The organism is Staphylococcus sp. 231237_7MaSpsaltlick, from assembly GCF_043107035.1.
On the sequence record NZ_JBICNX010000052.1, the window covers coordinates 1 to 7,026 of the forward strand.

At 32.9% G+C, this 7,026-nt stretch carries 6 protein-coding genes and 1 riboswitch; of the genes, 5 read left to right on the forward strand and 1 reads right to left on the reverse strand.

Features of this window, described 5'->3' with window-relative positions; all coding sequences use genetic code 11:
* Positions 1-531: 531 nt before the first annotated feature.
* Positions 532-1,458: an osmoprotectant ABC transporter substrate-binding protein gene (locus tag ACF91D_RS29015; protein ID WP_107528089.1), complete on the reverse strand. Its 927-nt coding sequence runs from the start codon at positions 1,456-1,458 to the stop codon at positions 532-534.
* A 176-nt stretch (positions 1,459-1,634) separates the two neighbouring features.
* Here ACF91D_RS29015 and ACF91D_RS29020 point away from each other — a divergent pair, with 176 nt between their 5' ends.
* From ACF91D_RS29020 to ribH, 5 genes are all read left to right on the forward strand, one after another.
* Positions 1,635-3,095 carry an FAD/NAD(P)-binding protein gene (locus tag ACF91D_RS29020; RefSeq protein WP_107527776.1) on the forward strand — a complete coding sequence of 487 codons (1,461 nt, stop codon included), beginning with the start codon at positions 1,635-1,637 and terminating at the stop codon, positions 3,093-3,095.
* Positions 3,096-3,348: 253 nt separating this feature from the next.
* Positions 3,349-3,480, forward strand: a riboswitch (FMN riboswitch).
* A 164-nt stretch (positions 3,481-3,644) separates the two neighbouring features.
* Positions 3,645-4,688: a bifunctional diaminohydroxyphosphoribosylaminopyrimidine deaminase/5-amino-6-(5-phosphoribosylamino)uracil reductase RibD gene (gene ribD / locus ACF91D_RS29025; RefSeq protein WP_119624557.1), complete on the forward strand. Its 1,044-nt coding sequence runs from the start codon at positions 3,645-3,647 to the stop codon at positions 4,686-4,688.
* A 7-nt stretch (positions 4,689-4,695) separates the two neighbouring features.
* Entirely contained in the window at positions 4,696-5,331 is a 636-nt protein-coding gene (gene ribE / locus ACF91D_RS29030; RefSeq protein WP_107527774.1) for a riboflavin synthase, read from the forward strand.
* Between the two features lie 11 nt (positions 5,332-5,342).
* Positions 5,343-6,527, forward strand: coding sequence for a 3,4-dihydroxy-2-butanone-4-phosphate synthase (gene ribB, locus ACF91D_RS29035; protein WP_107527773.1), 1,185 nt, complete (start codon positions 5,343-5,345; stop codon positions 6,525-6,527).
* 13 nt (positions 6,528-6,540) lie between these two features.
* Complete coding sequence (gene ribH, locus ACF91D_RS29040; protein ID WP_042738375.1) at positions 6,541-7,002, forward strand: 6,7-dimethyl-8-ribityllumazine synthase; 462 nt, start codon at positions 6,541-6,543, stop codon at positions 7,000-7,002.
* Positions 7,003-7,026: the final 24 nt, after the last annotated feature.

Here is a 7,026-nt window from a genome sequence, read left to right on the forward strand (position 1 = left end):
GCTGAAGCTGTCCCTTAGGAAAGGGAGCCGATAAAACAAGTTATTACAAAATAAATATCACAGTAAAAGTTTAAAAGTAAGTAGTCATTAAACTTAAAGATTTCTATTTTAAACAAATACCTTAAATATAAAACAAAATGTATGATAAATAATTTTAAATTAACAGTATAAAATTTGAGAGGTATTATGGCGAGACTCCTGAGGGAACAGGACGAGCTGAAGACAACAGGCTGAAGCTGTCCCCTAGGAAAGCGAGCCAACAATACAAAAATGAAATTTAGTAAATATTAGCATTTCTATACAACTATAAAAAGCTATGAAAAGTCTATCGGCATAGACATTTTCATAGCTAATCTGAATTTATTATTTTTGTTAACTTCAATCATTTGAATCGGGCAAATTAATTTTACTTAGCTTTGTTTTTTTGACTTAATAATATGAACATCATTAATGAAGAAACAAACACTTTTAACATAAACTTCATAAGTTCACTTCCTTTTTTAGTTAGTGCCATCATCCATAAGCGAAAAATTATTTTTTATCAAAATAATTGTGCTTCTTTAAAAAATCTTGTGCTACGATTGCTGGTTCTTTACCTTCACCGTCAGCTTCATAATTTAATTTTTGCATTTCTTTTGTATTGATTTTGTTGTCTAATTTATTGATTGAGCGTTTAATTTCTGGATGCTTAGATAAAAGTTTATTAGGTGCAACTGCACTAGCATCGTATGGAGGGAAGAAATTTTTATCATCCTTTAGTACGACTAAATCATAAGCTGCAATTCTGCCATCAGTGGTATAACCCAGTGCAACATCTAATTTTTTGTTTTTGAGTGCATCATAGACCAAACCGATTTGCATCGGTTTTAAATTGTTAAATCCAAATCCATAGTGAACTTTAAATGGTTCGTAACCATCACCACCACGTTTTATCCACGTTGTGTCTGTGCCCACCTTAACTTGATTTTTTACTTTTTCTAGATCTGAAACTTTATGTAGATGATATTTTTGTGCTGTCTCTTTGGTAACCATAAATGCGAATGTATTTTCAAAACCATAAGAATTAAAGAACGTTTGATCGAATTTTTTGTCGAAACCGTTTTGCGTAATGTGCATTGCTTTTTTAGAATCTGTAATAGGTTTTTGTTTTAAGACGCCAGTTAAATCAGTTCCAGTATAGCGTGTGCTTGATATATCTGCATCACCCTTTAGCAAAGCGTTATGTTGAATTGTTGCTGAACCTAAATTGTTAATAATTGAACCTTGAATTTTGCCTTTCGTATCGTGTTCGATTAAGTCTTTTAGCATATATGCCATAATTTGTGACTCACTCGTGGCAAGAGCTGATATTTTTACAGACTTGTTCGTTTGGCTACCACCTAAACCTGGTAAGTCGCAACCGGATACAAAAATAAGGCTACCTATACATAATAATAGAATATGCTTGATGAAATTCATGACTTTCCCCTTTAAATTTGAAATATCAAAAAATATAATTGTTATTATTTTAAGATTAACATATTTAATATAAAAGGGTAACTTAGCTTTTGAAGTATTAGTAATACATTAAAATGTTATTAGATCCGGTAGATTGTTATAATATATATAATTAATTGAATAGGTGGAGGGTAACTATGAGAATTGCAATAATAGGAATGGGAACTGCGGGTGTCACAGTACTAAAAGAATTGTCTAAATCAAGACGATTTCAAGATATGCAAATTGATGCATATGATAATCCTATAAATATGGGGCAAGGTGTACCATTTCAAAATGATAGTGATCAATTACTTATCAACTTACCTGCCGAACAGATGTCGTTGAATTTAGATAATAAGCGTGAATTCTTTGATTGGTATCAGGCGCAATCAAAATTTAAGTTTTCAAATCCTGAATATTTACCGAGATTTGTGTTTGGTCATTATATGAAGGCTTTTGTGGATAAAATTAATAATGCCAATGCTAATGTAACTCTCATTAAGGAAGAAGTTGCTGAAGTGTTTATTGAATCAAATATCGGTAAGACGGATGTGTTATATCATGTCTGTACATCAAATGATATGGAGCATTGCAAGACCTATGACATTGTCTTTTTAACGGTCGGAACATTATCATATCATGATCCATATCAATTAAAAGGAAAACCAGGTTATATTCATACACCATACCCAACTTACCATACATTAGACAATGTGAAAGATACTGATAATATCGCTATCATAGGAACTGGTTTAGCGAGTTTAGATGTTATCCGTTATGTTACCGAACATCACATCAATTTACCAATTACTGTAGCCAGTCGTAAAGGTGAATTACCAAGTGTGAGAGGTGAGATGCCAGAAATCACATTTCAATATTTAACCCCTGAAAAATTTAACGAACTAAAAGCAGAAAATTTTGGGAATGTACCATTGGATGATGCGATGGCACTATTTTTAAAAGAATGTGCAGTTTATGAAATACCAGTGGAAACTTTGGTGCATCGAAAAGTTGGTAATCCTGTCGAAGATTTGAAATATGATCTCGAACATGCAAAAGACTTAGGCAAGTTTCAAAGTATACTTGAGTTAATTAAGGAAAATTTAAATTGGATTTGGAACAGTTTCAATAGGAATGATCAAAAGCGCTTCTTAGAACAATATCAACCCATATTGAAAGCAAATTCCAATCCAATGCCACCTAGAACAGCTAAATTATTGATTGAGCATATAGAAAATGAACAAATAAGAATATATGATGGTTTAGAAAATATTGAATATAACAACCATCAGTTTAAATTGACATATGCAAATCATGGTGATGATTACTTTGATATAGTGATTAATGCCACAGGTTCTAAGACGCAACTTAAAGACCTTGATAGTGATGATCAACTTGTTATTAATTTAGAAAATAGGCAGGTCATACAAGCACACCCATTAGGTGGTATTCAAATTGTAGCAGAAACCAACCAAGTCATAAGCCCTAGATATGGTACGTTACAAAATATGTTTGCATTAGGACAGCTTACTAATGGCATCAATCAATCTAGAAATGGTGTGACTATGATTGTAAGACAAGCGACTGGTATTATTCATAGATTGTTGGAAAATTAAATGCGAAGTATGTTATTACTATGTCATGTATTTTGATTTTAATGAATAAATATAAAAAGTATAATAAATTTTTTATAATTGCAAATGATGATGAAGTTGATTTGACGGGCTTTTTAATAGTTATAAAATGACGAAATTCAAAAAAATAAAGCCGACTTAAGTAATAAGAATTGTTATTTTTGAATTATTGTAGTATTATGTTCTTGTAACTTAATTAAAGTTGCTTGACTCAAACAGCAATTTACAATTTCATATATTCTTTCGGGGCAGGGTGAAATTCCCAACCGGCAGTAAATTAAGCCTGCGACCTGCATTTGTTTTCAAATGTGGCTGATCTAGTGAAAATCTAGAGCCGACAGTATAGTCTGGATGGGAGAAAGAATAACGTATAACTAATAAAAGGCACTAATGTAGTGTTTTATTTAGCATTCACTTATTTCTACTTTTGGATAAGTGTATTTAAATCTAAGTTTATAATGTTATAACGCATATATCCCACACCTGAAATGTACGATTTCAGGTGTTTTTTATTTTTTAGAGGTGATTAGCTTGAGTCAATATTTAAATTACGCAATTGAATTAGCGAAGATGGTAGATGGACAAACAGGATTAAATCCACCTGTCGGTTCTGTTGTAGTAAATGATGGACGCATCGTAGGTTTAGGTGCACATCTGAAGAAAGGCGATAAACACGCCGAAGTACAAGCCTTAGATATGGCACAAGATGCTGCAGAAGGTGGGACGATTTATATCTCACTAGAACCATGTACACACTATGGTTCGACGCCACCATGTGTTAATAAAATTGTTGAGCATGGTTTGAAGAAAGTGGTATATGCAGTGAAAGATACAACACTACCTTCAAATGGCGATGTAATTTTGAAAGAGGCAGGTATCGAAGTAGAATATAGACCTAATGAAGATGCTGCACTGCTATATAGAGATTTCTTTGAAGCTAAAAGCAAAGGTTTACCACAAGTTACTGTTAAAGTATCTTGCAGTTTAGACGGTAAACAAGCGACAGACTTTGGAGAAAGTAAATGGATAACAAATAAAGCAGTAAAGCAAGATGTCTTTAAATTACGTCATCAACATGACGCAGTAATAACAGGTAGAGGAACTTTAGAAGCGGATAATCCACAATACACAACACGTATTGAAAATGGTAAAGATCCTATTCGAGTCATTTTATCAAAAACTGGTGATATAGATATGTCACTAGATATATTTAAAGATCCATCTACAGCAATTTGGATTTATACAGAAAATAAACAATTAGAAAGTAAACACGAGCAAATAACAGTTATACAATTAGAACATTGCTCAATTGAAAATATATTAAAAGATTTGTATGCGAGAGGTGTCGGTCGATTACTCGTTGAAGCAGGTCCGACCTTAACAACTACATTCTTACAAACAGAATTTATCAATGAACTTATCATATATTATGCCCCGAAATTAATAGGTGGTTCAGGTCACAATCAATTCTTCCACACAGAACAAGTGGTTGATTTAGCTGATGTACCACAATTTGAAATTGTGAATTCCAATTTGCTTGAGCAAAATATTAAATTAGAATTGCGAAAGAAGTGAAATCAGTATGTTTACAGGTATCGTTGAAGAAGTAGGTACAATAAATAAAATATCGACACAACAATCTGTGGTTAATTTAACAATCGGCTGTAAAACAATATTGGCAGATATGCATATCGGCGATTCTATTAGTGTGAACGGCGCATGTTTAACAGTCATTGAATTTGATGATCATTCATTTTCTGTACAAGTAATAAAAGGTACTGAAAATAAAACGTATTTAAATCAGTTAAACCAAGCACAAGAAGTTAATTTGGAAAGGGCTATGAGCGGACAAGGTCGTTTTGGTGGACATTTCGTGCTTGGTCACGTCGATGAAGTAGCAAAGATTACAAGAATACAAGCTTCAGATAATTCGAAAATAGTAACAATCAAACCAAATAACTCAAATTTAATTAAGCAAATGGTGCAACAAGGGTCTATTACGGTAGACGGTGTAAGTTTAACGATTTTTAAATTAAAGGATACGGAATTTGATATTCATCTTATTCCAGAAACTAGAAAATCGACGATACTGAATGATAAACGTGTTGGTGATCCAGTCCACATTGAAACAGATATGTTATTCAAATATGTTGAAAGAATAATGGAATCAACTGATTCAGGATTAACGTCTGACAAACTTAAAGCGTTTGGATTTTAGGAGGGCTATATATGAAATTAGATAAAATAGAGGATGCGCTACAAGCTTTAAAAGATGGTAAAAGTGTAATAGTAGTAGATGATGAAAATAGAGAAAATGAAGGCGATCTTGTAGCGGTAACTGAATGGATGGATGATAATACGGTTAACTTTATGGCTACTTTTGGTAGAGGCTTAATATGTGCTCCCATAAGTAAACAAATAGCTGATAAATTGGAATTAGCACCAATGGTAAATCATAATTCAGATATTTATGGTACTCAATTTACCGTTAGTGTGGATCATGTTAATACAACGACGGGCATCAGTGCAGACGAAAGAATGATGACTGCAAGAGCTTTAATCGCAGAGCATGCTCAAGCAAATGACTTCAATAAACCGGGACATTTGTTCCCTTTAATTGCACAGGATAATGGTGTATTAGCAAGAAGAGGCCATACAGAAGCTTCTGTTGATTTAGCCAAATTAACAGGTGCCAAACCAGCGGCATTGATTTGTGAAATTATGAATGATGACGGGACTATGGCTAAGGGTGATGAACTTGAAGCATTTAAAGAAACGCATCAGTTGGTTATGATTTCTATTGAAGATTTAGAGCGTTATCGTAAAAATAATAATGATACTTCAATCGAAGCTAAGGCAAAAGTGAAAATGCCAACACAATTTGGCAACTTTGACATGTATGGCTTTACAACGAATCACAGTGATGAAGAACTTGTAGCAATTGTCAGTGGAGATATTAGAAAGACAGAAAATGTTCGTATTCACTCATCATGTGTCACAGGTGATATATTCCATAGCCAAAGATGTGATTGTGGTGAACAACTTGAGGCATCAATGAAATATATAAGTGAACACGGTGGTGTAATCTTGTATTTACCACAAGAAGGAAGAGGTATTGGATTAATTAATAAATTAAAAGCGTATGAATTAATTGAGCAAGGTTATGATACAGTAACAGCCAATATTGCTCTAGGTTTTGAAGAAGATTTAAGAGATTATGCCGATGCTGCGCAAATTTTAAAATACTTTGGTATTGAGCAAGTCAATTTATTGAGCAATAACCCTAAGAAATTTGAAAGTTTACAAAACTATGGTGTTCAGATTGCACAAAGAATTGAGCTTGTTGTACCAACAAACAAATATAATCAAGATTATATGGATACAAAAAAAGTAAAAATGGGTCACTTAATATAGGAGGAAATTTGATATGAATTTTGAAGGTAAATTAATAGGTTCTGATTTAAAGGTAGCAGTAGTTGTAAGTAGGTTTAATGATTTTATTACAAATCGTTTGTTAGATGGTGCGAAAGATACACTCGTACGTCATGAAGTGGCAGCAGAGAATATTGATGTTGCTTATGTGCCAGGTGCATTTGAAATTCCGTTAGTTGCTAAAAAATTAGCACAAAAAAATGAATATGATGCAATTATTACTTTAGGTTGTGTTATTCGTGGTGCGACGACACATTACGATTATGTTTGTAATGAAGTGGCGAAAGGTGTTTCTAAAGCAAATGATGTATCGGATACACCAGTTATATTTGGTATTTTAACTACTGAAAATATTGAACAAGCAGTTGAACGTGCGGGTACAAAAGCAGGTAATAAAGGTTCAGAAGCTGCAGTTAGCGCAATTGAAATGGCAAACTTATTAAAATCTATTAACTAAGTTATAGCTTTTAATAAACGTCAT

Bases quoted from the DNA above. Each gene is read 5' to 3' on its own strand.
- ACF91D_RS29015 (WP_107528089.1), bottom strand. From the start codon at position 1,458: ATGAATTTCATCAAGCATATTCTATTATTATGTATAGGTAGCCTTATT.
- ACF91D_RS29020 (WP_107527776.1), top strand. From the start codon at position 1,635: ATGAGAATTGCAATAATAGGAATGGGAACTGCGGGTGTCACAGTACTA.
- ribE (WP_107527774.1), top strand. From the start codon at position 4,696: ATGTTTACAGGTATCGTTGAAGAAGTAGGTACAATAAATAAAATATCG.
- ribB (WP_107527773.1), top strand. From the start codon at position 5,343: ATGAAATTAGATAAAATAGAGGATGCGCTACAAGCTTTAAAAGATGGT.
- ribH (WP_042738375.1), top strand. From the start codon at position 6,541: ATGAATTTTGAAGGTAAATTAATAGGTTCTGATTTAAAGGTAGCAGTA.